The sequence below is a fragment of the Streptococcus sp. 5346 genome, from assembly GCF_013277455.1.
Classification (GTDB): domain Bacteria; phylum Bacillota; class Bacilli; order Lactobacillales; family Streptococcaceae; genus Streptococcus.
Genome location: NZ_VMMY01000008.1, coordinates 46236 through 72828, shown reverse-complemented (window position 1 = coordinate 72828; position 26593 = coordinate 46236). Strand labels below are relative to the sequence as shown.

The following is a 26593-nucleotide window of genomic DNA, read 5'->3' as shown; positions in this document are numbered from 1 at the left end:
TCAGAGACAGTCATACCCAGCTGATGGCTGGCAAATTCAGAGCTTAAAACATGTTGGTGAACTAAATCAAGAAAGGTAAAAATTTGTCCTTCAATTTTCCCTCGCTCTAGTCCCTGTTCAATACCTTCTGCTCGCCCTCGTTCTAAGCCTTTTTCCTCCGCTTGTTCCAAGGCATAGTCGTGTGCTAATAATGCCTGTTCTTCACGCATACGTAGTTGACTAAACATCTTCCTGTCCTCCTCGGACCAGCTCTTGTAGTCCAGCAGTTGGTCTGCTTGGCTGATAGCTCGCTCGGGTTGCTGGGTAAAGGGTTTGTTCCCGAAAAACTCCAACCACGGCTTGCGAACCTCATCTTTGCTGGTTTCTCTGTACTTTTTTAGTTCCAAGAATGCCATCTTTACTAGATGGTTTTCCTGTCCATTGTTTGTAATTGTTAAAACTTCACCTGTCGTGTCCTCGCGCATGCTAAAACTGTGGAAAGCTAGATCATCTTGGAAATAATTACTATCCACAATAGCTATTGCGTAAACAGGCGCGATATGCTTGTAACTCTGGTGAGTATCACCTTCACGTTGGCGAATTTTTTCTAGGTTTTGATTGACCTGACTACATAGATAAGCCCATAGGCGATTGATGAAAAAATTCTGATGATGAACTTGAATCTCAATAATTACTTGCGTTCCATTGTCCAACTCCGCCAAGACGTCTATACTGGTATAGAAATCCTGAGCCGAGTAGGGTAGAGAAGGCAAGACATGAATGTTACTCCCCTCCAAAATGGTCACATTTTTTGCTGGTAAATCCAGCATATCGCGAATAAATTGACAAGTGATTTCTGGATTGCTGAAAATTTTCTTAGCAACCAAGTCATTGGTTGGGCTGATGCCCGGATGACGTACAGTCATATTTCTTCTCCTTTCATTATAGCACATTTTTAAATCTAGATTTACTAGATTTGATGCTTCTATCTATTTATTCGGAAAAAGTGTGAAAAATATTGGGTATGGCTCTTCCCAATGGTATTTTTTGATGCTTTCCTTTATAATGGGTGTATGGATAAGAAAAAATTATTATTGATTGATGGGTCTTCTGTTGCTTTTCGGGCGTTTTTTGCGCTCTATCAGCAGTTGGATCGTTTTAAGAATGCGGCTGGTTTGCATACCAATGCGATTTATGGTTTCCAGTTGATGTTGAGTCATTTGTTGGAGCGAGTTGAGCCTAGTCATATTTTAGTAGCCTTTGATGCGGGAAAGACGACCTTCCGGACAGAGATGTATGCGGACTATAAGGGTGGTCGGGCTAAGACTCCTGATGAGTTTCGTGAGCAATTTCCCTTCATTCGTGAGTTGCTGAATCATATGGGAATTCGTCACTATGAGTTGGCTCAGTATGAGGCGGATGACATCATTGGGACGCTGGATAAGCTAGCTGAGCAGGATGGTTTTGATATTACCATTGTCAGTGGGGACAAGGATTTGATTCAGCTGACGGATGAGCATACGGTGGTTGAGATTTCCAAGAAAGGTGTGGCTGAGTTTGAGGCCTTTACGCCAGATTATCTCATGGAAAAGATGGGTATCACACCGACTCAGTTTATCGATCTCAAGGCGCTCATGGGTGATAAGTCGGATAATATCCCTGGGGTGACTAAAATCGGTGAAAAGACAGGTATCAAGCTCTTGCTGGAGCATGGTTCTCTTGAGGGGATTTATGAAAATATTGATGGGATGAAGGCTTCTAAGATGAAGGAAAATCTCATCAATGATAAGGAACAGGCCTTTTTGTCGAAAACACTGGCGACCATTGATACCAAGGCACCGATTGAGATTGGTTTGGAGGATTTGGTCTATAGTGGTCCAGATGTGGAAAATCTTGGGAAATTCTACGATGAGATGGGCTTCAAACAGCTCAAGCAGGCTTTAAATGTATCGTCAGCTGATGTGACTGAGAGTTTGGATTTTACTATTGTTGACCAAATCAGTCAAGATATGCTGAGTGAAGAGTCTATCTTCCATTTTGAGCTTTTTGGTGAGAATTACCATACGGATGATTTGGTTGGTTTTGCTTGGTCTTGTGAAGATAAGCTCTATGCCACAGACAAGCTTGAGCTTTTGCAAGACCCGATTTTCAAGGACTTTTTAGAAAAAACACCTCTGAGAGTTTATGACTTCAAGAAGGCTAAAGTTCTCTTGCATCGTTTGGGTGTGGATTTGCAGGCGCCTGCTTTTGACAGCCGTTTGGCTAAATACCTCCTTTCGACTGTGGAGGACAATGAAATTGCGACCATCGCTAGTCTTTATGGTCAGACTTATTTGGTTGATGATGAGACTTTCTATGGTAGGGGTGTCAAGAAGGCCCTTCCTGAACGCGAGAAATTCTTAGAACATTTGGCACGTAAGATTGCAGTTTTGGTTGAGACTGAGCCTGTTTTACTTGAAAAACTCAGTGAAAATGGGCAATTAGAGCTTCTTTATGATATGGAGCAACCTCTGGCTTTTGTCCTTGCTAAGATGGAAATTGCTGGGATTACGGTCAAGAAAGAGACCTTGCTTGAGATGCAGGCTGAAAATGAGCTTGTCATTGAAAAACTGACTCAGGAGATTTACGAGCTGGCTGGTGAGGAGTTTAATATCAACTCGCCTAAGCAGTTGGGAGTGCTTCTCTTTGAAAAATTGGGTCTTCCTCTGGAATACACTAAGAAAACCAAGACAGGTTATTCGACAGCGGTGGATGTCTTGGAACGCTTGGCTCCTATTGCGCCAATTGTTAAGAAAATCCTGGATTACCGTCAGATTGCCAAGATTCAATCCACTTATGTAATTGGCTTGCAGGACTGGATTTTGGCTGATGGCAAGATTCATACGCGCTATGTACAGGATTTGACCCAGACTGGGCGTCTGTCTAGTGTGGATCCAAACTTGCAAAATATTCCTGTGCGTTTGGAGCAAGGTCGTCTCATTCGTAAGGCTTTTGTGCCTGAGTGGGAGGATAGTGTGCTACTCAGCTCGGACTATTCACAGATTGAATTGCGTGTTTTGGCGCATATTTCTAAGGATGAGCACTTGATTAAGGCCTTCCAAGACGGGGCAGATATCCATACTTCGACAGCTATGCGGGTCTTTGGCATTGAGCGTCCTGAGGATGTGACTGCAAACGACCGTCGCAATGCCAAGGCGGTCAACTTTGGAGTGGTTTACGGGATTTCAGACTTTGGTTTGTCTAATAATCTGGGCATCAGCCGTAAGGAAGCCAAAGCCTATATTGATACCTACTTTGAACGCTTCCCAGGCATCAAAAACTACATGGATGAAGTGGTGCGTGAGGCGCGTGATAAGGGCTATGTAGAGACCCTCTTTAAGCGTCGTCGTGAGTTGCCAGATATCAATTCGCGTAACTTTAACATTCGTGGTTTTGCGGAGCGGACGGCTATTAACTCTCCTATCCAGGGTTCGGCAGCAGATATTCTCAAGATTGCTATGATTCAGCTGGATAAAGCCTTGGTTGCAGGTGGCTATCAGACTAAGATGCTGTTACAAGTGCACGATGAAATCGTACTTGAAGTTCCTAAATCGGAGCTGGCAGAGATGAAAAAATTGGTCAAACAAACCATGGAAGAGGCCATTCAACTCAGTGTTCCCCTTATCGCAGATGAAAATGAAGGGGCAACCTGGTACGAGGCTAAATAAAAAGGGGGCTAGTCCTCCTTTTTTGTAGTAGAATTATGCAAGCCTTTTTAAAATATGCTATACTGATGAAAAAGGAGGATTTCTATGAGTCAAGAATTTATCAATCCAAGTGATGGCGTGATTTGTCAGTATCTCGCAACGAGTAAAACCCTTGCTGTGGTGGGCCTGTCTGACCGTGAAGAAACAACCAGCAATCGAGTGACCAAGGAAATGCAGGCTCGAGGTTATAAAATCATCCCAGTCAATCCCAAGGTGGCAGGTGGCGAAATCTTGGGTGAAAAGGCTTATGCAAGCCTCGCTGAGATTCCTTTTCCTGTAGATATTGTCAATGTTTACCGTCGCAGTGAGTTTTTGCCAGATGTGGCGCGTGATTTTCTCAAAGCTGATGCCAAGATTTTTTGGGCACAGCTAGGACTTGAAAGTCTAGAGGCGGAAGAAATCTTGCGTGCTGGTGGATGTGATGATATCGTGATGAATCGTTGCATCAAGAGAGAACATACACGCTTGATTGAGGAAGCATAATAAAAAGGTAGCTGTGGGCTACCTTTTTATTATACTCAATGAAAATTAAAGAGCAAACTAGGAAACTAGCCGCAGGTTGCTCAAAACACAGTTTTGAGGTTGTGGATAGAACTGACGAAGTCAGTAACCATACCTACGGCAAGGCGACGTTGACGTGGTTTGAAGAGATTTTCGAAGAGTATTAGAAAATGCCGATAAGGGTCTGCATACCAAGACTGGTGAGGATGATGGCAATCCAGCAGATGGCTCCGAGAATAATGGATTTTCCACTGGATTTGACCATAGCGACCAGATTAGTTTTGAGACCGATAGCACTCATGGCCATGATAATGAGGAATTTGGAGAGTTGTTTGAGAGGGGTAAAGAAACTACTGGACACACCGAGAGAGGTCAGTAGGGTGGTTAGGAGAGATGCAAGGATAAAGTAAAGGATAAACAGTGGGAAGACTTTTTTCAGTTGTAAGCCTTGCTTATTTTTTTGCTCGCGACTTTGCCAGTAGGAGAGAAAGAGAGTGATGGGGATGATAGCCAGGGTGCGCGTGAGTTTGACAATGGTTGCGGATTCGAGGGTATTGGTCTGGTAGAGACTGTCCCAGGCGCTGGCTGTGGCTGTTACAGAGGAAGTGTCATTGACCGCAGTTCCTGCAAAGAGGGCGAATCCTTCATTAGATAAGTGAAGCCAAGTACCGAGGGTTGGAAAGATGAGCGCAGCCAAGACATTGAAGAAAAAGATAACGGAGATGGCTTGGGCTACTTCCTTTTCCTTGGCATGGATAACGGGCGCTGTCGCGGCAATAGCAGAGCCCCCACAGATAGAAGAACCCACTCCAATCAAGGTAGCCAGTTTTGTATCCAGGGCAAAGAAGCGCTGGAAGAGGTAGGCAACAATCAAGGCTATTGAGATGGTGGACAGAATGACAGGGAGTGAAGATTGCCCAACTGCGAAGACTTGCGAGATATTGAGACCAAAACCAAGCAAGATAACGGCATACTGGAGCAATTTCTTGGAACTAAAGGTCAATCCAGTATCCAGTTGTTTGTAAGACGAGAGAAAGGGATGTAGGAGCATGCCTATGAAAATGGCAAAAACGGGTGCACCAATAACAGGAAAGAACCCACCTAAGTACCAAGATACGATTGAAATGAGAAGGCAGGCCAAGATGCCTGCTCTATTTTTTGATAGAAATGACATAAAAACCTCCAAATAGAATCTGTTACCATTATAGACCTGTAAACAGGAAAAGTAAAATAGAAAGTGGAAAGCTATTCTCTAATGTATTTTTGCGGTCGGGGGGCTTTTGTAGTATAATAGAGATACGTTTTTACAGTAGGAGGTATCTATGAACTTAACTAAGCGCTTTAATAAACAGTTAGATAAGATTCAAGTTTCGTTGATTCGTCAGTTTGACCAGGCTATTTCGGAGATTCCTGGGGTCTTGCGTTTGACCTTGGGAGAACCTGATTTTACAACGCCAGATCATGTCAAGGAAGCGGCCAAGCGAGCGATTGACCAGAACCAATCCTACTATACAGGGATGAGTGGTTTGCTGACTCTACGTCAGGCGGCTAGTGACTTTGTTAAGGAAAAGTACCAACTGGACTATGCTCCTGAGAATGAAATCTTGGTTACAATTGGGGCGACAGAGGCTTTATCTGCTACTTTGACAGCTATTTTGGAAGAGGGAGACAAGGTACTCTTGCCAGCTCCTGCCTATCCAGGTTATGAACCGATTGTCAATCTAGTTGGGGCAGAGATTGTCGAGATTGACACGACTGAAAATGGTTTTGTCTTGACTCCTGAGATGTTGGAAAAGGCCATTTTGGAGCAGGGTGATAAGCTCAAGGCGGTGATTCTTAACTATCCAGCAAATCCGACAGGAATTACCTATAGTCGGGAGCAGTTGGAAGCCTTGGCGGCTGTTTTACGCAAGTATGAAATTTTCGTTGTCTGTGATGAGGTTTACTCAGAATTGACCTATACAGGGGAAGCCCATGTGTCTCTAGGAACTATGCTGAGAGATCAGGCTATTATTATCAATGGTTTGTCGAAATCGCATGCCATGACAGGTTGGCGTTTGGGTCTGATTTTCGCTCCTGCAGCTTTCACAGCCCAGTTGATCAAGAGTCACCAATACTTGGTCACTGCCGCAAACACCATGGCTCAACATGCTGCGGTGGAAGCCTTGACAGCTGGTAAAAACGATGCGGAGCCTATGAAGAAGGAATACATCCAGCGTCGGGATTATATTATCGAGAAAATGACTGCTCTTGGTTTTGAGATTATCAAACCAGACGGTGCCTTCTATATCTTTGCTAAGATTCCAGCGGGCTACAATCAAGATTCCTTTGCTTTTCTGAAGGATTTTGCTCAGAAGCAGGCCGTTGCCTTTATCCCTGGAGCTGCCTTTGGGCGTTACGGAGAAGGCTATGTGCGTCTGTCTTATGCAGCCAGTATGGAGACGATCAAAGAAGCCATGAAACGACTTGAGGAGTATATGAGAGAAGCATGATTCAGTCTATCACGAGTCAAGGCTTGGTGCTCTACAATCGCAATTTTCGTGAGGATGATAAGCTCGTCAAAATCTTTACAGAGCAGGCTGGTAAGCGGATGTTTTTCGTCAAACATGCTGGTCAATCCAAACTGGCGCCGGTTATTCAGCCCTTGGTGCTGGCTCGATTTCTCTTACGAATCAATGATGACGGGCTTAGCTACATTGAGGACTATCACGAGGTGATGACTTTTCCCAAGATTAATAGCGATCTCTTTGTCATGTCTTATGCGACCTACGTGGCAGCTCTTGCCGATGCTAGTTTGCAGGATAATCAGCAGGATGCTCCCTTGTTTGCTTTTTTGCAAAAGACTTTGGAGTTGATGGAAGAGGGTTTGGATTATCAGGTTTTGACCAATATTTTTGAAATCCAAATCTTGACTCGATTTGGGATCAGCCTCAATTTTAATGAGTGTGTCTTTTGCCATCGGGTTGGTCAGGCTTTTGACTTTTCTTTCAAATATGGAGCCTGCCTCTGTCCAGATCATTATCATGAAGATGAGAGACGTTGCCATCTCAATCCCAATATCCCTTATCTGCTCAATCAATTTCAAGCCATTGATTTTGAAACCTTGGAGACCATTTCGCTCAAGCCTGAAATCAAGCAAGAGCTACGCCAATTTATGGATCAACTCTACGAAGAGTACGTTGGGATTCACCTAAAATCAAAGAAATTTATTGATTCCCTAGCAGACTGGGGACAATTACTAAAAGAGGAAAAGAAATGAAAAAAATCGCAGTAGATGCCATGGGGGGCGATTACGCACCTCAGGCCATCGTTGAGGGTGTCAATCAAGCCCTAGCTGACTTTTCAGATATCGAGGTTCAACTCTACGGAGATGAAGCTAAAATCAAGCAATATCTGACAGCGGCGGAGCGCGTCAGCATTATCCATACGGATGAGAAGATTGATTCAGACGATGAACCTACGAGAGCTATTCGGAAGAAGAAAAATGCCAGTATGGTATTGGCGGCCAAGGCTGTCAAAGAAGGCGAAGCAGACGCTGTTCTCTCAGCTGGGAATACAGGTGCTTTGTTGGCGGCTGGGTTTTTCATCGTGGGTCGTATCAAGAACATCGATCGTCCTGGGCTTATGTCGACTTTGCCGACTGTAGATGGGAAAGGTTTTGACATGCTAGACCTCGGTGCTAATGCGGAAAATACAGCCCAGCACCTCCATCAATACGCTGTCCTCGGTTCCTTCTATGCTAAAAATGTCCGTGGAATTGCGCAACCACGTGTTGGTTTGCTCAACAATGGAACAGAGAGTAGCAAGGGTGACCCGCTTCGTAAGGAAACTTACGAATTACTAGCAGCTGATGAAAGTTTGAACTTTATCGGAAACGTGGAAGCGCGTGATTTGATGAATGGCGTTGCGGATGTTGTTGTGGCAGATGGTTTCACGGGAAACGCTGTGCTCAAATCCATTGAAGGGACAGCCATGGGAATCATGGGATTGCTCAAGACAGCTATTACAGGTGGTGGTTTTCGAGCGAAACTAGGCGCCCTCCTTCTCAAGGACAGCCTCAGATGTTTGAAAAAACAGCTCAACTACTCAGATGTTGGTGGAGCGGTCTTGTTTGGTGTCAAGGCACCTGTTGTCAAGACTCATGGCTCAAGCGGTGCCAAGGCTGTTTATAGTACAATTCGCCAGATTCGTACCATGCTAGAAACAGACGTAGTTGCCCAGACTGCGCGTGAATTTTCAGGAGAATAAAAGAGATGACAGAAAAAGAAATTTTTGACCGTATTGTGACCATTATCCAAGAGCGACAGGGAGAGGACTTTGTCGTGACAGAATCCTTGAGTCTGAAAGACGATTTGGATGCTGATTCAGTCGACTTGATGGAGTTTATCTTGACACTGGAAGATGAATTTAATATCGAAATCAGTGACGAGGAAATTGATCAACTGCAGAGCGTAGGAGATGTGGTTAAGATTATTCAAGGAAAATAGCAATCGGAGTTCCAAGGCAACGGAAGTAGATGGTTTTTAGAAATGAGGAATATCGGATATCCTTGTAAAAATGGGAAAAACACGTTATAATGGACTTATTAGAAGAGAAAGGAAGTATACTCGTGGCTACATTTAGTATTACTCGTGATATCACACTCACAAAAGAAGATTTTGAAAAAATTCAAGCCTCTAAATCAACTGATTTGTTGCTTGATATTATCAAAAAGAATACAGATAAACAAGAACAACCTTCCTTACTAGGTCTAGAGAAGCTGGTAAGATAAAGTATGAAATTATATGCCTTACCACTAGGGGATGTCATCAAATTCATACGACAAACCGTTATTACTAGAAATCCTGAATATACTAATGAACGGAGAATACGTCAAAAAGTCCGTGAGAACTTCTCTAAGATTGTTTCTGAGCAAGTGTCGTTTGGTAAAAATGAGGATATGTTAGAGTATCTTAAAAATGACGCAATTACAACAGAGCTGACACATAAATCGAGAAATTTTATTATTATTGATCAAGAGATATCAGGAGAGAGATTTGAGATTTTAGGTTTTTTTACACTAACATTAAAAATTGTTAATGTTCAAGAATTAGATAATGATAGCAAAAAATCTTTTGTTTTAAGTGGGAAAAACGCTAGAAACTTAAATTATATACCAGGACTTTTGATTGCTCAATTTGGAAGAAATTTACACTTTAATAAAATTACTGGTCACCAAGTTATGGAATTAGTTGTTGACAAAATTCAATTAGCCCAGAGCATTTTAGGGGGTAAAATGGTTTATTTGGATAGTGTCAATGAAGATAAAGTGATTAATTTTTATAAATCGTTTGGTTTTGTTGAATACGGTGAGATTATTAGGGATAATAAGCACCCTGATGTATACTATCAACCAATGGCTCTTGATATGACAAAAGTGATTGTTGAGTAGATATAGGAGTTCCAAGGCACTTGCTTTGGAATTTTTTATTTGGCTTAATACTCTTCGAAAATCAAATTCAAACCACGTCAGCGTCGCCTTACCGTAGGTATGGTTACTGACTTCGTCAGTTCTATCCACAACCTCAAAACTGTGTTTTGAGCAACCTGCGGCTAGCTTCCTAGTTTGCTCTTTGATTTTCATTGAGTATAAGTGACCGTTTAGGAACAGATTTAGTCTTTCTAGGGACAGTAGAAATCTGAGGAGAAATAAGGGATATAATAGAGTCAGAAAAAATCAATCTCCAAAAAGGAGAAAAAAGAAAGGATTTTTGTCATGAAAAAATATATTACTTATGCAGCTTTATTACTTACTTCAGGAGCTTTGTTATCAACTACTTATGTAGTTAATGCAGAAACTACAACGTCTACCACTAAAGTGACTACATCACAAACAATTTCACAGTATACAAGCGAGAAAGAAGCAATTGATCAACTTGTTAAAGAAGGTAAAATTAAGGTGGAAGATGCAGAACAAGTTAAGTTGGTAGGATTTTCTCCTAGAGAATTAACTCAAGAAGAAAGTAATCAAGAAAAAATAGCATTTAATCAAAATAGAGATCCGAAAGGAACTTGGATGCAAACAGATGGTCGCTGGTGGTTTAAATATACTTCAGGTGGGTATGCTAAACATTGGGAATTGTTAGATAAGAAATGGTATTATTTTGATGATCAAGGTTGGATGAAATCAAATGAGTGGATTAACCCAGATGGTAATTGGTACTATCTTTCAAATGATGGTTCCATACTAACTGATTACAATAGAGTTAATGGGAAACCTTATTTCTTCAGACCTAACGGTGTTTGCGTAGAAAATCAGGGGCAGGCAATCGCTGAGTGTGCAGAAACCTTTGTAGGTAAAATCCCATATGTTTGGGGTGGGGCAGATTTGAATAGTGGCGTAGATTGCTCAGGATTTACGATGGCTATTCATGCTAAGTTTGATATTAGTATTCCTAGAGTAACCTATGGTCAAGCGACAGGAGGAAGCTATGTAAGTAATGGTTCTCAACAAGCTGGAGATTTGATTTTGTATAATAGTGAAGAGACAAATGACCATGTAGGTATTTATGTTGGTGGCGGAAAGGTAGTTCATGCTCCATATCCAGGTCAATATGTTTCTTATATGAATCAATATGGCATTACTCAAAATACAATTCGTAGATATTGGTAATATTGTCTATTTTTTCACAATATTATTGACTTTGACAATGAAAAGTATTAGAATATAGCTAAATAAAGAGGGGAAGCCCTCTTATAGCTGTTCAATAAAGGAGGAAATAGCTATGAAAAAATCTAAATTACTTACTCTTGGTTTGCTTGCAGGTGCTGGTCTGCTTTTATCTATCAACCAAGCACAGGCTGCAGATACTTGGGTTAAAAATGGTGCTGACTGGAATCTTTCTCAAGATGGCAGTCTAGCTAAGGATAAATGGGTACAAAATGCTGGTTCTTGGTACCATTTTGACGGTTCTGGAAAAATGCAGACAGGCTGGCTCAAAGACGGTGATACTTGGTATTCACTAGCAGATAGTGGCGCCATGCGTACTGGCTGGTACAAGGAAGGAAATACATGGTACTCACTAGCAAATAGTGGTGCTATGCGTACAGGTTGGTACAAAGAAGGATCTACATGGTATTACCTCAAAGACAGTGGCGCTATGGCAACAGGATGGGCGACTGCAAATGGTAAATGGGCTTACTTTGAAAAATCAGGTGCTATGGTCGCAGACAGAGCTGTTCCAGCCAGTGATGGGGAAAGTTATGTCATTGGTAAGGATGGCTATCTAGCAAATAGAAAAGATGCTGGATACAATATTCATGATATTGTCAAACTTGGAGATGGGCAAGAATATTTGCTAAATGCTAAAGGTGACGATGTTATTATTGAAAAAAACACTTGGTATATCAGACCAGAGTTCCAGAAGTTTTCTAACAAATATGGGGATGAGGTTGCAAATACTACCTTAGCTTTAGTGGATAATAAAGAAGAAGGACAAGAAATTGATCCTAAGGCAGTTGTACAGAACTTCCAAAACTTACCAAATCGCTACTACTTTGATGAAAATGGACATCGTGTGGTTAATATCCCAGCAATGACAACCTATTCAGAGATTAAAAAAGTTGGTAATGATGCCTATTTAGAAAATCCAGGTGCACGACTTCGTCTTGGAGCTACCCACTTTACAATCAATAACAATAAACTATACTATTTAGAAAATGAGCAAGGTAAGCTCAAAACAGGTTACTTTGTATTGATTGATGATGGTATGGCTACAACCCACTATCACATCCTAGCCTATGCGGATCAATCTGGTGAAATTCTTAAGATGAAACGCTTGCCATCAGGAGTTTCAGATTATCTGGATAAAGAAATTGATGGTTTATATGGTGAAAAAATTAAGATTGAATCTCCACACTCAAACGAATATTATAAAGTGGTTGTGGTTAAATAAAAATAATATCTTCACAACTAATTGTTAACACTCTAACCAATATACCATTTTCAGGAGGCTTTAGATTTCTTGTATTTCAAAAGGAAACTAAAGCCTTTTGTAGATGGAGCAGGGGATAGAGTTATCTATAAAATAATGAAAAGGAGTCTGTCATGGAAATGAAAAATACATTTGTAGAATTAGAACAATTTGAAGAGTTAACCCCAGAGGTATTGGAGGAAGTGAATGGTGGAGGGATTTTTGAAGATACTGTAAAATGGTGCAATAAATTATTTGGTACGGGTAGACACGTTGCTTAAATTCACAGTATTCGTTAGAGATTAGATTTATTTATGCTTATTTTAGAATTCTTATTTTCTGTGATATATCTACTGTTGGTAGTCGTTTCAACCATAGTGCCTACTATTTATTTGGGCGCTCAAATTTCCCCAGAATTTTATAAAAAACGTTATTGGATACTTATATTTTTAATTAGTTTATCTGCTCGTCAAACATTTGGAGAATTATTTCATATAGGAGTTCTTATCTACTTTTACTGTATTTTTTTATTAGTATTGCACAAGGGAAAAGGGGAATCTCTTTTTCTTTCTCTGTATCTTTTTCTCTTCTTTCAAAGTATTCGTTATTTATTTTTGACAATTTGGATTCGTGTATTATCTGGTGAGCATTGTTGTTTCGTAGATTCGTTTTCTACTTTATATATATCTATATTTGATTTATTATCAATCTTTCTATGTTGTAAAATTATGAAGCGTTGGTCTTTGAATTTGGATTTATTCTTTTCAGATGCTTTCAAAACCCACTATCATAAGAGTTTTTTCATTACCCTACCTCTGACTGTATTTAGGATATTCTCTTCGTTTATGACTAATAGAAATAGTTCTTTCTACGTTCGTTTTGACACGACCATTTCTCTTCTGATTTTCATTCTCTTTTTCTCTTGGCTCTTTTACATCAAGCATTTGGAGCAGGTTTATCGTGATGAGCAGACCATTCAGAGACAGGAAGATGAAAATCGTTCCTTGCAAGGAATGGTGGACAAGCTAGGTCATCTCTATGATGAAGTTCGAGGCTTCCGTCATGATTTTGCAGGAATTGTCGCCAGTATGGAGCCTGCTATAGCTAATCAAGATATGGCTGAGGTGTCTACCATTTATCAAGATGTCTTTCTAAAGACCAATGAAAAGCTGAGAAAGGCGGATTACACGGCCTTTAATCTCCACAATATTCATGATATAGCCATTCGTAACACCTTGGCAAAAGCCATGATTGTGGCCGATAATCAGGGAATTCATTTTAGTTTGGAGACGGTGGGGGTTGTCGAAGAGCTGGCTTTGCCGATGTTGGAGGCTATCCGTATCCTCTCTATCCTCACGACAAATGCCTTGGAGGCAGCTAGTGAGGCTGAAAATCCGCAGATTCGAGTTGCTTTATTGGCAGGTGATAGGAGTGTCCGTTTCATCATTGAAAACACTCGTAAGAAAGAAGAGCTAAATCCCAGCATTCTCAGTCAAAAGGGGTATTCGACCAAGGGAAACCACAGTGGACTGGGCTTGGCAACCTTGGAGGATATGGTTTTTCATTATAATTTAAACTTAGATACCCAGCTAGGAGAGACGACTTTTAGACAAGATTTAGAATTGCCATTTAAGGATGAGAAACGAGGTGGAGAAGAATGAGAATTTTAGTTTTGGAAGATGATAGAGTCCAGCAAGGACGGATAGAGCAGACTTTACTAGATATTGGTCGCTCTCGTAATTTGAGATTGGAAATTGATATTGCCAAAAACTATGGAGACGTTGAAAAGTATTCTCAGTATTTTGACCATTACCAGCTCTATTTATTAGATTTAGAGATTGATGGAGAGCGTGAACGGGGTTTTCAGGTTGCTCAACAGGTTCGGGAGCGGGATCCCTTTACAAGTATTGTCTTTGTGTCCACACACTCGGAGGCCTTGCCTCTAGCTTTTCGCTACCACTTATCTGCCTTGGATTTTATTTCCAAGGATCAGCCAGAGGCGGACTACTGTCATCAGCTGGAGCGCTGTCTGGACTATGTACTGGCAGTGGACAAGAGGGAAAATATGCGTCTCTTCACCTATAGTTTTGAGGGAAGACGGGGCTTTACTCTGCCCTACCATGAGATTTTAGCCTTTGAAACCTCAGTGGAATCCCATCGTATCAAGGTCTACTATGCCAATCATTCTATCAAGACCATTTATGGCAGTCTTAAGGATATAGCTGCCAAGGCTGAAAAAGATTACTTTATCTATGCCAATCGCAATACGTTGGTCAGTTTACAGGCCATTGAAGAGATGACTGCCACAGAAGTGACCTTGTTAGAAGGCTTGCATTTCCCTGTATCACGAACAGCCAGAAGAACTCTAAAAAAACACCTTAATGTCTAATATCTGTTAGATTTGAATGAATTTATCAATAAGAATGTCGGAAAATTTTCTGATATTCTTATTTTTTTAACTTTTTTTCGAATAGATAAGTAAGAGGAAACAGAAAGGAGCCTAGTTCATGTTTATATCAATGTTCTACCCATGGTTCACTGAGTTATTTTTTAAATAAAATTTAATTTAGTTGTACGTTTTCGAAATTTTTTTCGAATAGATAAGTAAGAGGAAAAGGAAAGGAGTTTGCTTCATGTATCTACCAATTTTCTATTCATGGTATATTAAATTATTTTTTAAATAAAATTTGATTTAGTTGTTTATTTTCGAATTCTTTTTCGAATAGATAAGTAAGAGGAAAAAGAAAGGAGTCTGGTTTATGTATCTACCAATCTTGTATCCGTGGTTTACTAAATTATTTTTCAAATAAATTTAATTTAGTTGTACATTTTCGAATTATTTTTCGAATAAATAAGTGAGAGGAAAAGGAAGGAGACTACGCGATGTATTTACCAATCTTATTGCCATGGTTTATCAAATGGTATTTAAAATAAATGAAATTTACCTGTTCATTTTAAATCACTTCTCAAATAGATAAGTGAGACGAAAAGGAATTTAGTAATTTATCTATTCTGGTTTTTAAAATGGTTTAAGAGCCAGAAATCGTAAACTAAAAAATAGAAATAAAGGAGAAAAAAGATGACAAATTTTGACAAAATGGAACAGAACTTTGTAGCTCTTACAGAAGAAGAGTTGATGAATGTAGATGGAGGAATTGCACCAATTATTATTGGTGGTGTAGTTATTGGTTGGAAATTAATTGGAGGTGTAGCTGCGCTTGCTACAGTTTCAGCAGGTGCGGGCATAGCTGCAGGATATTATGCTAATCGACCATAATTTTGTAGATATATATGAAATTTGTTAAATTAATGTTGAAGATTTGGCCTGAGCTTATGGTATTACTTAGTTCAATATCTTATACAATTATCAGGTTGGTAGCTGATGTGAATAAGCTACCCTTACCTACATGGTTTGATGATTTTAATATACCAACAATTTCATTGTTTTTAATGGTATTCATTTTATTATATAGAAGTAAAGGAGAAAAGAATGGATAAATTTCAAGTAGTTGATGAGAAAGATTTGCAAGTAATTGAAGGAGGAATTGAACCTATTTCGATTATATTTGGCCTAAGTGCTATTGCATTTGGTGCATTTGGGGCTGGTTACACATTTGGTTCAGATTTGGCTCGTCGTGGGCGTTAGATAATGAACAACCGCAACCTTAATCTTAATACATTGTTACCTAAACTAGCCACTATATTTCCTTTATTGGGAATAACTCTTAATCTCGCGCTTCATGTGATTCGTACAGGTTCGTTAGTATCCTTTAATTGGCAATGGACTTTAGTTGGGTTGCTTTTCTCAGCATATTTTGGTATTTTTCGCAAAGATTTGTCAAAAAATAATCAAAACTATAAATGAAGAACATGAATCAAAAGGATTTTGTGTATATGAATGGTAGCGTTTTTCCGCCATTCTTGTCAGGTAATTAGGAGTTTCTTATGAAAACATTTTTATTAGGTTTTGCTGAGGGTTATTTTACCGTATCGCTCATAATCTACATTGCAACGTATTTGATTTTGAAAAATCCGATCAATACTCTATTTTATCCAGAAATTTACCCTGTTTTATTTGGGCTCTTTTATCTAGGATATAAGGCCAATAAAAAGCGAGTAGAGTAAACAGTTAAGAATGACTTGTTAGTTTGCGCTGAAAATAGCTAGGCTAGAATCTAAGAATGCATCACATCGGAGTTTAAAAGGAGTAACTATGAATCGTAATTTAGAACGGTGTTATCTATTCTGACTAGTAATAGATCATACCAGAGGTGGCTTAGAAATAGCAGGGACATTAGAAATTGAAGTAATAAATAGGATGTCGTAAATGTTGCTATCAATGATTTATTTGTTCTAAGCTTGCCTAGGGTGACAGTAAAACATCAATTTCCTTTCATACCATATTTTTAGTTAGGTAGGACGTTTGTTCTGCCTATTTTCTTTATCTTAAAAGTGCATTTGGGAGGTAGATCGGCGCATTTGGGGATGAAGTCCAGTTTTTGTTTGGGGATTGGGGTAAGATAGTTATTATCAGATGAGTTTAGGAAAAGGAGATGAATATGAAATTTGGGAAACGTCACTATCGTCCGCAGGTGGATCAGATGGACTGCGGTGTAGCTTCATTAGCCATGGTTTTTGGCTACTATGGTAGCTATTATTCTTTGGCTCACTTGCGAGAATTGGCTAAGACGACCATGGATGGGACGACGGCTTTGGGCTTGGTCAAGGTGGCAGAGGAGATTGGTTTTGAGACGCGAGCCATTAAGGCGGATATGACGCTCTTTGACTTGCCAGATTTGACCTTTCCTTTTGTTGCCCATGTGCTTAAGGAAGGGAAATTGCTCCACTACTATGTGGTGACTGGACAGGACAAGGATAGCATTCATATTGCCGATCCAGATCCTGGGGTGAAGTTGACCAAACTACCACGTGAGCGTTTTGCGGAAGAATGGACAGGAGTGACTCTTTTTATGGCACCTAGTCCAGACTACAAGCCTCATAAGGATCAAAAGAATGGCCTGCTGTCTTTTATTCCTATATTAGTGAAGCAGCGTGGCTTGATTGCCAATATCGTCCTAGCGACACTTTTGGTGACCCTGATTAACATTGTGGGTTCTTATTATCTGCAGTCTATCATTGATACCTATGTGCCAGATCAGATGCGTTCGACACTGGGGATTATTTCTATTGGGCTGGTCATCGTTTATATTCTCCAGCAGATTTTGTCCTACGCTCAGGAGTATCTCTTACTTGTTTTGGGGCAACGCTTGTCGATTGACGTGATTTTGTCCTATATCAAGCATGTTTTTCACCTGCCTATGTCCTTTTTTGCGACACGTCGTACAGGGGAAATCGTGTCTCGTTTCACGGATGCTAATAGTATCATCGATGCGCTGGCTTCGACCATTCTTTCGATTTTCCTAGATGTGTCAACGGTTGTCATTATTTCCCTTGTTTTATTTTCACAAAATACCAATCTCTTTTTCATGACCTTATTGGCGCTTCCTATCTACACAGTGATTATCTTTGCTTTTATGAAGCCGTTTGAAAAGATGAATCGGGATACCATGGAAGCCAATGCGGTTCTGTCTTCTTCTATTATTGAGGACATCAACGGTATTGAGACTATCAAGTCCTTGACCAGTGAAAGTCAGCGTTACCAAAAAATTGACAAGGAATTTGTAGATTATCTGAAGAAATCCTTTACCTATAGTCGGGCAGAGAGTCAGCAAAAGGCTCTGAAAAAAGTTGCCCATCTCTTGCTCAATGTCGGCATTCTCTGGATGGGGGCTGTTCTGGTCATGGATGGCAAGATGAGTTTGGGGCAGTTGATTACCTATAATACCTTGCTTGTTTACTTTACCAATCCTTTGGAAAATATCATCAATCTACAAACCAAGCTTCAGACAGCGCAGGTTGCCAATAACCGTCTGAATGAGGTTTATCTGGTAGCTTCTGAGTTTGAGGAGAAGAAAACGGTCGAGGACTTGAGCTTGATGAAGGGAGATATGGACTTCAAGCAGGTTTCCTACAAGTATGGCTATGGTCGAGATGTCTTGTCGGATATCAATTTGACTATTCCTCAAGGCTCTAAGGTGGCTTTTGTGGGGATTTCAGGGTCAGGTAAGACGACCTTGGCCAAGATGATGGTTAATTTTTACGACCCAAGTCAGGGAGAGATTAGTCTGGGTGGTGTCAATCTTAATCAGATTGATAAAAAGGCTCTGCGTCAGTATATCAACTATCTGCCTCAACAGCCCTATGTATTTAACGGAACGATTTTGGAGAATCTTCTCCTTGGAGCCAAGGAGGGGACGACTCAGGAGGATATCTTACGGGCGGTTGAATTAGCAGAGATTCGGGAGGATATTGAGCGCATGCCACTGAATTACCAAACAGAATTGACTTCGGATGGGGCAGGGATTTCAGGTGGTCAGCGTCAGAGAATCGCTCTGGCGCGTGCTCTCTTGACAGATGCGCCGGTCTTGATTTTGGATGAGGCGACCAGCAGTTTGGATATTCTGACAGAGAAGCGAATTGTCGATAATCTCATGGCTTTAGACAAGACCTTGATTTTCATCGCCCACCGCTTGACCATTGCTGAGCGGACAGAGAAGGTTGTTGTCTTGGATCAGGGCAAGATTGTCGAAGAAGGAAAGCATGCTGATTTGCTTGCACGGGGTGGCTTTTACGCCCATTTGGTGAATAGCTAGAAAGAGGAGAGGATGAAACCAGAATTTTTAGAAAGTGCGGAGTTTTATAACCGTCGTTATCATAATTTTTCCAGTCGGGTGATTGTACCCATGTCCCTTCTGCTCGTGTTTTTACTTGGCTTTGCAACATTTGCAGAGAAGGAGATGAGTTTGTCTACTAGAGCTACTGTTGAGCCTAGTCGAATCCTTGCAAATATCCAGTCAACTAGCAATAATCGTATTCTTGTCAATCATTTGGAAGAAAATAAGCTGGTTAAGAAGGGGGAACTGTTGGTTCAATACCAGGAAGGGGCAGAGGGTGTCCAAGCGGAGTCCTATGCCAGTCAGTTGGATATGCTCAAGGATCAAAAAAAGCAATTGGAGTATTTGCAAAAGAGTCTGCAAGAAGGGACGGATTACTTTCCAGAGGAGGATAAATTTGGCTACCAAGCCACCTTTCGCGACTACATCAGCCAAGCAGGTAGTCTTAGGGCTAGTACATCGCAACAAAATGAGACCATCGCGTCCCAGAATGCAGCAGCTAGCCAAACCCAATCCGAAATCGGCAACCTCATCAGCCAAACAGAGGCTAAAATTCGCGATTACCAGACAGCTAAGTCAGCTATTGAAACAGGTGCTTCCTTGGCCAGTCAGAATCTAGCCTACTCTCTCTACCAGTCCTACAAGTCTCAGGGTGAGGAAAATCCGCAAGCTAAGGCACAAGCAGTTGCGCAGGTTGAAGCACAGCTTTCTCAGTTAGAATCTAGTCTTGCTACTTACCGTGTCCAGTATGCAGGTTCAGGTACCCAGCAAGCCTATGCGTCAGGCTTAAGCAGTCAATTGGAGTCTCTCAAATCCCAACACTTGGCAAAGATTGGTCAGGAATTGACTATTTTAGACCAGAAAATCTTGGAGGCAGAGTCAGGTAAGAAGGTACAGGGAAATCTTTTAGACAAGGGGAAAATTATGGCGAGTGAGGATGGGGTGCTTCATCTTAATTCTGAGACCAGTGATTCTACCATGGTAGCAGAAGGCGCCCTACTAGCCCAACTCTATCCGTCCTTGGAAAAAGAAGGGAAAGCCAAACTCACAGCTTATCTAAGTTCAAAAGATGTAGCAAGGATCAAGGTCGGTGATTCTGTTCGTTATACGACGACTCATGATGCCAAGAATCAACTTTTCCTAGATTCTACTATTACAAGTATTGATGCGACAGCTACCAAGACTGAGAAAGGGAATTTCTTTAAAATCGAGGCGGAGACTAATCTAACTTCGGAGCAGGCTGAAAAACTTCGGTACGGGGTGGAAGGTCGCCTACAGATGATTACGGGCAAGAAAAGTTACCTGCGTTATTATTTGGATCAATTTTTGAACAAAGAATAATGTTCGTGTTTTTAGAGTTAAATGATTTTAAAACTGTGAGAAAGATTCTTCTTGCAGTTTTTTTCTTTATGATTTTCGTTACGCAATTATTATTTATTCGGTTAGATTCTTGTGTTTTTTGTTTTTTTATGGTAGAATGTGCTCAAGTAATACGAAAGGCGAACTTTAAAATGTCAAAACAATTGATCTATTCGGGAAAAGCTAAAGATATCTATACAACTGAGGATGAAAATCTTATTATTTCAACTTACAAGGATCAGGCGACTGCTTTCAATGGTGTTAAGAAGGAGCAGATTGCAGGTAAGGGAGTGTTGAATAATCAGATTTCATCTTTTATTTTTGAGAAATTAAATGCGGCTGGTGTGGCGACTCACTTTGTGGAGAAGCTTTCAGACACGGAACAACTCAATAAAAAGGTTAAGATTATTCCTTTGGAAGTCGTGCTCCGCAACTATACTGCTGGTTCCTTTTCAAAACGTTTTGGTGTGGATGAGGGAATTGCCTTGGAGACTCCGATTGTCGAATTTTACTACAAAAATGATGATTTGGATGATCCATTTATCAATGACGAGCATGTGAAATTCCTACAGATTGCGGATGACAAGCAAATCGTCTACTTGAAGGAAGAAACGCGTCGTATTAATGAACTTTTGAAGGTCTGGTTTGCTGAGATTGGGCTTAAGTTGATTGATTTTAAGCTAGAGTTCGGTTTTGACAAGGATGGCAAGATTATCTTGGCAGATGAATTTTCACCAGATAACTGCCGTTTGTGGGATGCAGATGGCAACCACATGGATAAGGATGTTTTCCGTAGGGGATTAGGAGAGCTAACAGACGTTTATGAGATTGTTTGGGAAAAGTTGAAGGAATTGAAATAATCTATTTGCAAGACTCTCAAGGTCATTTGGAAACATTGCAAGAGCTGAAATAAAGGAATAAGAATTGATGGATAAACGTATTTTTGTTGAAAAAAAGGCTGATTTTCAGGTCAAGTCAGAGAGTTTGGTTAGAGAACTCCAGCATAACTTGGGACTTTCAAGCTTGAAAAGTATTCGCATCGTGCAAGTTTATGATGTATTTGACTTGGCAGAGGACTTGTTTGCGCCTGCAGAGAAACACATCTTCTCTGAGCAGGTGACAGACCATGTCTTGGACGAAGCGGCCGTGCAGGCGGATCTTGCTAACTATGCTTTCTTTGCTATTGAAAGCTTGCCAGGGCAGTTTGACCAGCGTGCAGCTTCTTCGCAAGAAGCCTTGCTTTTGTTGGGAAGTTCGAGTGATGTGACAGTCAATACAGCCCAACTTTACTTGGTGAATAAAGACATTGATGCGACTGAGTTAGAGGCGGTCAAGAACTACTTGCTCAATCCAGTTGATTCTCGTCTCAAGGACATCACGACAGAGATTGCCAAGCAGAAATTTTCAGAGTCAGACAAGACCATTCCGAAATTGACTTTCTTTGAAAGCTATACAGCAGAAGACTTTGCCCGCTACAAGGCTGAGCAAGGGATGGCCATGGAAGTGGATGATTTGCTCTTTATCCAAGACTATTTCAAGTCAATTGGGCGCGTGCCGACGGAAACAGAACTCAAGGTTTTGGACACTTACTGGTCTGACCACTGCCGTCACACGACTTTTGAGACAGAGTTGAAACAGATTGATTTCTCGGCTTCTAAATTCCAAAAACAATTGCAGGCGACCTATGACAAGTATATTGCCATGCGTGAGGAGTTGGGGCGTTCTGAAAAACCTCAAACCTTGATGGATATGGCGACTATTTTTGGTCGTTATGAGCGTGCTAATGGACGTTTGGACGACATGGAAGTGTCAGACGAAATCAATGCTTGCTCAGTAGAAATCGAAGTGGATGTTGATGGTGTGAAAGAGCCATGGCTCCTAATGTTCAAGAATGAAACTCACAACCACCCAACGGAAATTGAGCCATTTGGTGGGGCGGCAACTTGTATCGGTGGAGCCATTCGTGACCCATTGTCAGGTCGCTCATATGTCTACCAAGCCATGCGGATCTCAGGTGCGGGTGACATTACAGCACCGATTTCTGAAACTCGCGCTGGGAAATTGCCACAACAAGTTATTTCTAAAACAGCGGCTCATGGTTATTCTTCATATGGTAACCAGATTGGGCTTGCAACAACCTACGTTCGTGAATACTTCCACCCAGGTTTTGTAGCTAAACGCATGGAGCTTGGTGCCGTTGTCGGTGCAGCTCCTAAGGGCAATGTTGTCCGTGAAAAACCAGAAGCAGGTGACGTGATTATCTTGCTAGGTGGTAAGACTGGACGTGATGGTGTCGGTGGTGCGACAGGTTCTTCTAAAGTTCAAACAGTTGAGTCAGTTGAGACTGCTGGTGCTGAGGTTCAAAAAGGGAATGCTATCGAAGAACGCAAGATTCAACGCCTTTTCCGTAATGGCAATGTCACTCGTCTTATCAAGAAATCTAATGACTTTGGTGCTGGTGGTGTCTGTGTGGCTATCGGTGAATTAGCAGACGGTCTTGAAATTGATCTTAACAAGGTGCCTCTTAAATACCAAGGCTTGAACGGTACAGAAATTGCCATCTCTGAATCTCAAGAACGGATGGCAGTCGTGGTTCGTCCTGAGGATGTAGATGCCTTCGTTGCAGAATGTAATAAAGAAAATATTGACGCTGTTGTGGTTGCGACAGTGACGGAAAAACCAAATCTGGTTATGCACTGGAATGGAGAAACCATTGTCGACTTGGAGCGTCGCTTCCTTGATACCAATGGTGTACGTGTCGTTGTCGATGCCAAAGTTGTGGACAAGGATGTCAAACTCCCAGAAGAACGTCAAACATCTGCTGACACACTTGAAGCAGATACCCTTACGGTTCTATCTGACCTCAACCATGCGAGTCAAAAAGGATTACAGACTATCTTTGATTGCTCTGTTGGTCGTTCAACGGTTAATCACCCACTTGGTGGTCGTTACCAACTCACACCAACTGAGGCATCTGTGCAAAAATTGCCAGTTCAACACGGTTTGACTCATACTGCGTCAGTCATTGCTCAAGGTTTCAACCCTTATGTAGCAGAATGGTCTCCATACCACGGTGCTGCTTATGCGGTTATTGAAGCGACTGCTCGTTTGGTTGCTGCTGGTGCCAACTGGTCTAAGGCTCGTTTCTCTTACCAAGAGTATTTCGAGCGTATGGATAAACAAGCAGAGCGTTTTGGTCAGCCAGTAGCAGCTCTCCTAGGCTCTATCGAAGCTCAGATTCAGCTTGGCTTGCCATCTATCGGTGGTAAGGACTCAATGTCTGGTACCTTTGAAGAATTGACCGTACCGCCAACCTTGGTAGCCTTTGGTGTGACAACCGCAGATAGCCGTAAGGTGCTTTCGCCTGAATTCAAGACTGCTGGGGAAAACATTTACTATATCCCAGGTCAAGCTCTTGCTACAGAGATTGATTTTGACTTGATTAAGTCTAACTTTGCTCAGTTTGAAGCCCTTCAAAAGGCTCACAAAGTAACAGCAGCTTCAGCTGTTAAATACGGTGGTGTGCTTGAAAGTTTGGCTCTCGCTACCTTTGGAAATCATATCGGTGCAGAGGTAACCTTGCCTGAACTAGAAACGGCTTTGACAGCTCAATTGGGCGGATTTGTTTTCACATCTCCTGAAGAAATCGTTGGATTGGAGAAGATTGGACAAACAAAAGCAGACTTTACACTAACTGTCAATGGTGTGAAGCTAGATGGACACAAACTTGACAGTGCCTTCCAAGGAAAACTGGAAGAAGTTTACCCAACAGAATTTGCCCAAGCCAAAGAACTAGCTGAAGTACCAGCTGTAGCATCAGATGTTGTGATTAAAGCAAAAGAAAAGCTTGAAAAACCGGTAGTTTATATCCCAGTCTTTCCAGGAACCAACTCAGAGTATGACTCAGCCAAGGCCTTCGAAAAAGAAGGTGCAGAGGTCAACTTGGTGCCATTCGTGACACTTAATGAAGAAGCCATTGTCAAGTCAGTCGAAACTATGGTTGACAACATCGGTAAGGCTAACATTCTCTTCTTTGCAGGTGGTTTCTCAGCTGCGGACGAGCCAGATGGTTCAGCTAAGTTTATCGTCAACATCCTGCTCAATGAAAAAGTGCGTGTAGCTATTGATAGCTTTATCGTCCGTGGTGGCTTGATTATCGGTATCTGTAATGGATTCCAGGCCTTGGTAAAATCAGGCCTCCTACCATACGGAAACTTTGAAGATGCTACTAGTACTAGCCCAACCCTCTTTTACAATGATGCCAACCAACACGTGGCCAAGATGGTGGAAACTCGCATTGCCAACATCAACTCACCATGGTTAGCTGGAGTGCAAGTGGGCGATATCCATGCTATTCCTGTTTCACACGGTGAAGGGAAGTTTGTCGTGACGGCTGAGGAATTTGCGGAGATCCGTGACAATGGTCAAATCTTTAGCCAATACGTTGACTTTGATGGGAAACCAAGTATGGACTCTAAGTACAATCCGAATGGTTCTGTCCATGCCATCGAAGGAATTACCAGCAAGAATGGTCAAATCATCGGTAAGATGGGCCACTCAGAACGTTATGAAGACGGTCTTTTCCAAAATATCCCAGGAAATAAAGACCAGCACCTGTTCGCGTCAGCGGTTAAATATTTCACTGGAAAATAAGACTTACAGATTTTCTAATAGATAGTATCAGTAATGTAAAAGTCATGTAGATTTAGCTCTGGGTGCTACACAAATAAAAATTAGGTATATAAAATGACATACGAAGTAAAATCTCTTAATGAAGAATGTGGTGTTTTCGGTATCTGGGGACATCCAGATGCTGCTAAATTGACCTATTTTGGTCTCCATAGTCTTCAGCACCGTGGTCAGGAGGGGGCAGGAATCCTCTCCAATGATCAGGGACAATTGAAGCGCCATCGCGATATGGGTCTTCTATCAGAAGTCTTCAGAAATCCTGCTAACTTAGATAAATTGACAGGAACTGGTGCGATTGGGCATGTGCGTTACGCGACTGCTGGCGAAGCTTCTGTAGATAATATCCAGCCTTTCCTCTTCCGTTTTCACGATATGCAGTTTGGTTTGGCTCATAATGGGAATCTGACCAATGCAGCCTCTCTCAAGAAAGAATTGGAACAAAGAGGAGCAATTTTTAGCGCGACTTCGGACTCTGAAATCTTGGCTCACCTCATTCGTCGCAGTCATAATCCTAGCCTGATGGGCAAAATCAAGGAAGCGCTCAGCCTTGTCAAAGGTGGTTTTGCCTATATCTTGCTGTTTGAGGACAAGTTGATTGCGGCTCTTGACCCCAATGGTTTCCGTCCACTTTCTATCGGGAAAATGGCCAACGGAGCGGTGGTGGTTTCCTCTGAAACCTGTGCTTTTGAGGTTATTGGTGCCGAGTGGATTCGTGATTTGAAGCCAGGTGAGATTGTGATCATTGATGACAAGGGCATCCAGTATGACAGCTATACAGACGATACCCAGTTAGCAATCTGTTCTATGGAGTATATTTATTTTGCTCGCCCTGATTCTAATATCCACGGTGTCAATGTTCATACGGCTCGTAAACGTATGGGTGCCCAATTGGCGCGTGAATTCAAGCATGAGGCGGATATCGTGGTCGGTGTGCCCAATTCTTCCCTCAGCGCGGCTATGGGATTTGCGGAAGAGTCCGGGCTACCAAATGAAATGGGCCTCATCAAGAACCAATACACCCAACGTACCTTTATCCAACCGACTCAAGAATTGCGGGAGCAAGGGGTGCGGATGAAACTTTCTGCTGTTTCAGGCGTTGTAAAAGGCAAGCGTGTGGTTATGATTGATGACTCTATTGTACGTGGAACAACCTCTCGTCGGATTGTTCAACTCTTGAAAGAAGCGGGTGCGACTGAGGTTCACGTTGCCATTGGTAGTCCAGCGCTAGCTTATCCATGTTTCTACGGGATTGATATCCAGACACGTCAGGAGCTGATTGCGGCCAATCATACGGTTGAAGAAACTCGTCAAATCATTGGTGCGGACAGTCTGACCTATCTTTCTGTTGAGGGGTTGATTGATTCAATTGGTATTGAAACAGATGCGCCAAATGGTGGTCTCTGTGTCGCTTATTTTGATGGAGATTACCCAACGCCTCTCTACGACTACGAAGAAGACTATCGTAGAAGTTTGGAAGAAAAGACCAGTTTTTACAAATAGACAATAGATTCTCCATTAAAGGAAAGGAAGAGGAGACAAAATGACAAATACAAATGCTTATGCCCCGCGTCTCACTACTGACTAAAAGCTAAAGCATTTGTCAGTAGACGCTTTCTCCTATGGGACCAAAGCT

25 protein-coding genes are annotated in these 26593 nt (G+C 41.6%); 23 read left to right on the top strand and 2 right to left on the bottom strand.

The window, feature by feature from the left end; translation table 11 throughout:
* Positions 1–905, bottom strand: a 905-nt coding sequence (locus HT732_RS05955) for an Rpn family recombination-promoting nuclease/putative transposase (RefSeq protein WP_173254309.1), incomplete at its 3' end; no start/stop codon positions are given.
* 147 nt (positions 906–1052) lie between these two features.
* On the opposite strand from HT732_RS05955, the gene polA reads away from it, so the two are divergent.
* From polA to HT732_RS05940, 3 genes are all read left to right on the top strand, one after another.
* Positions 1053–3686 carry a DNA polymerase I gene (gene polA, locus HT732_RS05950; protein ID WP_173254308.1) on the top strand — a complete coding sequence of 878 codons (2634 nt, stop codon included), beginning with the start codon at positions 1053–1055 and terminating at the stop codon, positions 3684–3686.
* Positions 3687–3770: 84 nt separating this feature from the next.
* Positions 3771–4208, top strand: coding sequence for a CoA-binding protein (locus HT732_RS05945; RefSeq protein ID WP_173254307.1), 438 nt, complete (start codon positions 3771–3773; stop codon positions 4206–4208).
* Between the two features lie 38 nt (positions 4209–4246).
* Positions 4247–4393, top strand: coding sequence for a hypothetical protein (locus HT732_RS05940; protein ID WP_000693276.1), 147 nt, complete (start codon positions 4247–4249; stop codon positions 4391–4393).
* Here HT732_RS05940 and HT732_RS05935 read toward each other — a convergent pair.
* Positions 4390–5400, bottom strand: a complete 1011-nt coding sequence (locus HT732_RS05935; RefSeq protein ID WP_173254306.1) for a YeiH family protein — start codon at positions 5398–5400, stop codon at positions 4390–4392. The genes HT732_RS05940 and HT732_RS05935 overlap by 4 nt on opposite strands.
* Positions 5401–5548: 148 nt before the next feature.
* On the opposite strand from HT732_RS05935, the gene HT732_RS05930 reads away from it, so the two are divergent.
* The 20 genes from HT732_RS05930 to purF all read left to right on the top strand — a co-directional run bounded on the left by HT732_RS05930 (position 5549) and on the right by purF (position 26460).
* Positions 5549–6718 carry a pyridoxal phosphate-dependent aminotransferase gene (locus HT732_RS05930; RefSeq protein ID WP_173254305.1) on the top strand — a complete coding sequence of 390 codons (1170 nt, stop codon included), beginning with the start codon at positions 5549–5551 and terminating at the stop codon, positions 6716–6718.
* Positions 6715–7485 (top strand): DNA repair protein RecO, encoded by a 771-nt coding sequence (gene recO / locus HT732_RS05925; protein WP_173254304.1) that lies wholly within the window; start codon positions 6715–6717, stop codon positions 7483–7485. The genes HT732_RS05930 and recO overlap by 4 nt, the downstream gene beginning before the upstream one ends.
* Positions 7482–8474 (top strand): phosphate acyltransferase PlsX, encoded by a 993-nt coding sequence (gene plsX / locus HT732_RS05920; RefSeq protein ID WP_173254303.1) that lies wholly within the window; start codon positions 7482–7484, stop codon positions 8472–8474. Before recO ends, plsX begins: the two co-directional genes overlap by 4 nt.
* A 5-nt stretch (positions 8475–8479) precedes the next feature.
* Positions 8480–8713, top strand: coding sequence for an acyl carrier protein (locus HT732_RS05915; protein WP_000136446.1), 234 nt, complete (start codon positions 8480–8482; stop codon positions 8711–8713).
* Between the two features lie 89 nt (positions 8714–8802).
* Entirely contained in the window at positions 8803–8997 is a 195-nt protein-coding gene (locus HT732_RS05910; RefSeq protein WP_102211087.1) for a hypothetical protein, read from the top strand.
* Between the two features lie 3 nt (positions 8998–9000).
* Positions 9001–9657 carry a hypothetical protein gene (locus HT732_RS05905; RefSeq protein ID WP_173254302.1) on the top strand — a complete coding sequence of 219 codons (657 nt, stop codon included), beginning with the start codon at positions 9001–9003 and terminating at the stop codon, positions 9655–9657.
* Positions 9658–9981: 324 nt separating this feature from the next.
* Entirely contained in the window at positions 9982–10878 is an 897-nt protein-coding gene (locus HT732_RS05900) for a C40 family peptidase (protein WP_173254301.1), read from the top strand.
* Positions 10879–10990: 112 nt separating this feature from the next.
* On the top strand, positions 10991–12160 hold the full coding sequence (locus tag HT732_RS05895) for an N-acetylmuramoyl-L-alanine amidase family protein (protein ID WP_173254300.1): 1170 nt from the start codon (positions 10991–10993) through the stop codon (positions 12158–12160).
* A 152-nt stretch (positions 12161–12312) separates the two neighbouring features.
* Positions 12313–12459 carry a smi_0057.1 family bacteriocin-like peptide gene (locus HT732_RS05890; protein WP_000425304.1) on the top strand — a complete coding sequence of 49 codons (147 nt, stop codon included), beginning with the start codon at positions 12313–12315 and terminating at the stop codon, positions 12457–12459.
* A gap of 564 nt (positions 12460–13023) precedes the next feature.
* On the top strand, positions 13024–13839 hold the full coding sequence (locus HT732_RS10340; protein WP_240155839.1) for a GHKL domain-containing protein: 816 nt from the start codon (positions 13024–13026) through the stop codon (positions 13837–13839).
* Positions 13836–14567 carry a response regulator transcription factor gene (locus HT732_RS05880; protein WP_173254298.1) on the top strand — a complete coding sequence of 244 codons (732 nt, stop codon included), beginning with the start codon at positions 13836–13838 and terminating at the stop codon, positions 14565–14567. Before HT732_RS10340 ends, HT732_RS05880 begins: the two co-directional genes overlap by 4 nt.
* 690 nt (positions 14568–15257) lie before the next feature.
* Positions 15258–15455 (top strand): class IIb bacteriocin, lactobin A/cerein 7B family, encoded by a 198-nt coding sequence (locus tag HT732_RS05875; RefSeq protein ID WP_000180825.1) that lies wholly within the window; start codon positions 15258–15260, stop codon positions 15453–15455.
* Between the two features lie 213 nt (positions 15456–15668).
* Complete coding sequence (locus HT732_RS05870; RefSeq protein ID WP_000357248.1) at positions 15669–15824, top strand: smi_0061 family bacteriocin-like peptide; 156 nt, start codon at positions 15669–15671, stop codon at positions 15822–15824.
* Between the two features lie 3 nt (positions 15825–15827).
* Positions 15828–16043 carry a bacteriocin immunity protein gene (locus HT732_RS10330; RefSeq protein ID WP_078836779.1) on the top strand — a complete coding sequence of 72 codons (216 nt, stop codon included), beginning with the start codon at positions 15828–15830 and terminating at the stop codon, positions 16041–16043.
* 80 nt (positions 16044–16123) lie between these two features.
* Positions 16124–16303 carry a hypothetical protein gene (locus HT732_RS05865; RefSeq protein ID WP_061425561.1) on the top strand — a complete coding sequence of 60 codons (180 nt, stop codon included), beginning with the start codon at positions 16124–16126 and terminating at the stop codon, positions 16301–16303.
* 434 nt (positions 16304–16737) lie between these two features.
* Positions 16738–18891: a peptide cleavage/export ABC transporter ComA gene (gene comA / locus HT732_RS05860; RefSeq protein ID WP_173254297.1), complete on the top strand. Its 2154-nt coding sequence runs from the start codon at positions 16738–16740 to the stop codon at positions 18889–18891.
* A gap of 12 nt (positions 18892–18903) precedes the next feature.
* Positions 18904–20253, top strand: a complete 1350-nt coding sequence (gene comB, locus HT732_RS05855; RefSeq protein WP_173254296.1) for a competence pheromone export protein ComB — start codon at positions 18904–18906, stop codon at positions 20251–20253.
* 170 nt (positions 20254–20423) lie between these two features.
* Positions 20424–21131: a phosphoribosylaminoimidazolesuccinocarboxamide synthase gene (gene purC, locus HT732_RS05850; RefSeq protein WP_173213953.1), complete on the top strand. Its 708-nt coding sequence runs from the start codon at positions 20424–20426 to the stop codon at positions 21129–21131.
* Between the two features lie 67 nt (positions 21132–21198).
* Positions 21199–24924, top strand: a complete 3726-nt coding sequence (locus HT732_RS05845) for a phosphoribosylformylglycinamidine synthase (protein ID WP_173254295.1) — start codon at positions 21199–21201, stop codon at positions 24922–24924.
* A gap of 93 nt (positions 24925–25017) precedes the next feature.
* Positions 25018–26460 (top strand): amidophosphoribosyltransferase, encoded by a 1443-nt coding sequence (purF, locus tag HT732_RS05840; RefSeq protein WP_049552331.1) that lies wholly within the window; start codon positions 25018–25020, stop codon positions 26458–26460.
* Positions 26461–26593: the final 133 nt, after the last annotated feature.

What these genes read in the sequence shown, in the direction of transcription:
- HT732_RS05945 (WP_173254307.1), top strand. Translation starts at nt 3,771, where the DNA reads ATGAGTCAAGAATTTATCAATCCAAGTGATGGCGTGATTTGTCAGTAT.
- purC (WP_173213953.1), top strand. Translation starts at nt 20,424, where the DNA reads ATGTCAAAACAATTGATCTATTCGGGAAAAGCTAAAGATATCTATACA.
- HT732_RS05910 (WP_102211087.1), top strand. Translation starts at nt 8,803, where the DNA reads ATGGACTTATTAGAAGAGAAAGGAAGTATACTCGTGGCTACATTTAGT.
- purF (WP_049552331.1), top strand. Translation starts at nt 25,018, where the DNA reads ATGACATACGAAGTAAAATCTCTTAATGAAGAATGTGGTGTTTTCGGT.
- HT732_RS05880 (WP_173254298.1), top strand. Translation starts at nt 13,836, where the DNA reads ATGAGAATTTTAGTTTTGGAAGATGATAGAGTCCAGCAAGGACGGATA.
- polA (WP_173254308.1), top strand. Translation starts at nt 1,053, where the DNA reads ATGGATAAGAAAAAATTATTATTGATTGATGGGTCTTCTGTTGCTTTT.
- recO (WP_173254304.1), top strand. Translation starts at nt 6,715, where the DNA reads ATGATTCAGTCTATCACGAGTCAAGGCTTGGTGCTCTACAATCGCAAT.
- HT732_RS05935 (WP_173254306.1), bottom strand. Translation starts at nt 5,400, where the DNA reads ATGTCATTTCTATCAAAAAATAGAGCAGGCATCTTGGCCTGCCTTCTC.
- HT732_RS05895 (WP_173254300.1), top strand. Translation starts at nt 10,991, where the DNA reads ATGAAAAAATCTAAATTACTTACTCTTGGTTTGCTTGCAGGTGCTGGT.
- comB (WP_173254296.1), top strand. Translation starts at nt 18,904, where the DNA reads ATGAAACCAGAATTTTTAGAAAGTGCGGAGTTTTATAACCGTCGTTAT.
- comA (WP_173254297.1), top strand. Translation starts at nt 16,738, where the DNA reads ATGAAATTTGGGAAACGTCACTATCGTCCGCAGGTGGATCAGATGGAC.
- HT732_RS10340 (WP_240155839.1), top strand. Translation starts at nt 13,024, where the DNA reads ATGACTAATAGAAATAGTTCTTTCTACGTTCGTTTTGACACGACCATT.
- HT732_RS05915 (WP_000136446.1), top strand. Translation starts at nt 8,480, where the DNA reads ATGACAGAAAAAGAAATTTTTGACCGTATTGTGACCATTATCCAAGAG.
- HT732_RS05870 (WP_000357248.1), top strand. Translation starts at nt 15,669, where the DNA reads ATGGATAAATTTCAAGTAGTTGATGAGAAAGATTTGCAAGTAATTGAA.
- HT732_RS05890 (WP_000425304.1), top strand. Translation starts at nt 12,313, where the DNA reads ATGGAAATGAAAAATACATTTGTAGAATTAGAACAATTTGAAGAGTTA.
- HT732_RS05905 (WP_173254302.1), top strand. Translation starts at nt 9,001, where the DNA reads ATGAAATTATATGCCTTACCACTAGGGGATGTCATCAAATTCATACGA.
- HT732_RS05930 (WP_173254305.1), top strand. Translation starts at nt 5,549, where the DNA reads ATGAACTTAACTAAGCGCTTTAATAAACAGTTAGATAAGATTCAAGTT.
- HT732_RS05940 (WP_000693276.1), top strand. Translation starts at nt 4,247, where the DNA reads ATGAAAATTAAAGAGCAAACTAGGAAACTAGCCGCAGGTTGCTCAAAA.
- HT732_RS05845 (WP_173254295.1), top strand. Translation starts at nt 21,199, where the DNA reads ATGGATAAACGTATTTTTGTTGAAAAAAAGGCTGATTTTCAGGTCAAG.
- HT732_RS05900 (WP_173254301.1), top strand. Translation starts at nt 9,982, where the DNA reads ATGAAAAAATATATTACTTATGCAGCTTTATTACTTACTTCAGGAGCT.
- plsX (WP_173254303.1), top strand. Translation starts at nt 7,482, where the DNA reads ATGAAAAAAATCGCAGTAGATGCCATGGGGGGCGATTACGCACCTCAG.
- HT732_RS05865 (WP_061425561.1), top strand. Translation starts at nt 16,124, where the DNA reads ATGAAAACATTTTTATTAGGTTTTGCTGAGGGTTATTTTACCGTATCG.
- HT732_RS05875 (WP_000180825.1), top strand. Translation starts at nt 15,258, where the DNA reads ATGACAAATTTTGACAAAATGGAACAGAACTTTGTAGCTCTTACAGAA.
- HT732_RS10330 (WP_078836779.1), top strand. Translation starts at nt 15,828, where the DNA reads ATGAACAACCGCAACCTTAATCTTAATACATTGTTACCTAAACTAGCC.